This window comes from Spirochaetota bacterium (assembly GCA_026414805.1).
Lineage (GTDB): Bacteria > Spirochaetota > UBA4802 > UBA4802 > UB4802 > UBA4802.
In genome coordinates, this window is record JAOAIH010000116.1 from 1 (window position 1) to 475 (window position 475).

Here is a 475-nt window from a genome sequence, read left to right on the forward strand (position 1 = left end):
CCTGATAATGCCTCCCTGCTTTCACGTAATAGCAATCCATTGATATTTTCACTGGTGTGTTTGCTGTTCATCAACTGGATTGCTGCATATAGCCTTGCTGCATCTTCAAAGACTGTGTCAACAGTTGCATCAGATTTTTTGTCAGGTAGTGAGGCAATGTGTGCCATTGCACTATTCCAGGTTACTATCGCCCCTGATTTTGAAAAAATGAGTACAGGCTGGTTCAGATATTTGATAAAGTCATACTGTGTTGCTCTTGATTTCATACTTTCAACTTTTTAACTTCGCAATCATTTTCCACTTAAAATGCTATAATGAATAAATAGATGAACACACATATTTTTTTCAAACCTGGTTTTGTAAAGCAAATAAACGTTTCTTGTAATAATTTTATTAATGTAAACACATCAAAACGTAATGTCAATAAAATGTTGAAAAATTGGTAATAAAAATAAAAAAAGCGCATCACCAGTAA

Annotated in this window: 1 protein-coding gene; it reads right to left on the minus strand. The window is 33.5% G+C overall.

Annotated features, from left to right (window positions below):
* Positions 1 to 266, minus strand: a 266-nt coding sequence (locus tag N3F66_14565; protein MCX8125368.1) for a hypothetical protein, incomplete at its 3' end; no start/stop codon positions are given.
* Between the last annotated feature and the right edge of the window lie 209 nt (positions 267 to 475).